The sequence below is a fragment of the Azospirillum oryzae genome, assembly GCF_008364795.1.
Lineage (GTDB): Bacteria > Pseudomonadota > Alphaproteobacteria > Azospirillales > Azospirillaceae > Azospirillum > Azospirillum oryzae.
This window is the reverse complement of record NZ_VTTM01000034.1, coordinates 1-844: the sequence shown is the minus strand read 5'-3', so window position 1 is coordinate 844 and position 844 is coordinate 1. Positions and strand designations below refer to the sequence as shown.

Sequence of the window (844 nt, the reverse complement as noted above, 5' to 3'; positions counted from 1 at the left end):
CTGCTCGGCGTCAACGTCGACCGCGTCATCTCGCTGACCTTCGTCATGGGCGCCGCGCTCGCCGCCGTCGCCGGCATGATGGTGCTGCTGATCTATGGCGTCATCGACTTCTACATCGGCTTCCTCGCCGGCGTGAAAAGCTTCACCGCCGCCGTGCTCGGCGGCGTCGGCTCGCTGCCCGGCGCCATGCTCGGCGGCGTGGTCATCGGCCTGATCGAGGCCTTCTGGTCCGGCTATGTCGGCTCCGAATGGAAGGACGTCGCCACCTTCTCCATCCTCGTCCTCGTCCTGATCTTCCGGCCCACCGGCCTGCTCGGCCGGCCCGAGATCGAGAAGGTGTAAGCGCCATGACCACCCCTTCCCACGCGCAATCGCACCCCCATTACCACATCAACGGCAAGCGCCCCGGCGTCAACTGGGCCGCCACCATCAAGGACGCCGGCCTCGCCGCCTTCGTCGCCTTGCTGCTGACCGTGCCGCTGGTGGGCCTGCGCACGGTCGACCGTCCCACCGGTCTCGGCATCGAAGCCCGGCCGGAGGAGGTGATCGCCTCCATCCTCCTGGTCTTCTTCGGCCGCCTCGGGCTCGGGCTGATCCGCCAGGGCATGGCGCTGCCGGTGCTGATCCTGGCGCTGGTCTGCGCCGGCGTCGGGCTGGTGCTGCCGATGCCGACCCAGGTGCTGCGCCTGGTGCTGGTGCTGGGCGGCGGCGTCATCGCGCTGCGCGCCGCCATGACGGTGGCCACCGGCCGCTCCAAGCTGTCCCAGGCCGACCGCGACAAGCGGATGGACCGCATCGCCGCCAAGGTGCAGCACGCCAGCCGCTACATCGGCCCGGTCGCCGT

At 70.1% G+C, this 844-nt stretch carries 2 protein-coding genes; both read left to right on the top strand.

Going from position 1 to position 844, the window contains the following annotated elements; genetic code table 11:
- A partial coding sequence (locus FZ938_RS30355; protein ID WP_425529390.1) for an ABC transporter permease subunit occupies positions 1-342 on the top strand: 342 nt, incomplete at its 5' end.
- A 5-nt stretch (positions 343-347) separates the two neighbouring features.
- Positions 348-844 (top strand): DUF3382 domain-containing protein (locus tag FZ938_RS30350; protein ID WP_149201871.1); only part of this gene is annotated, 497 nt, incomplete at its 3' end.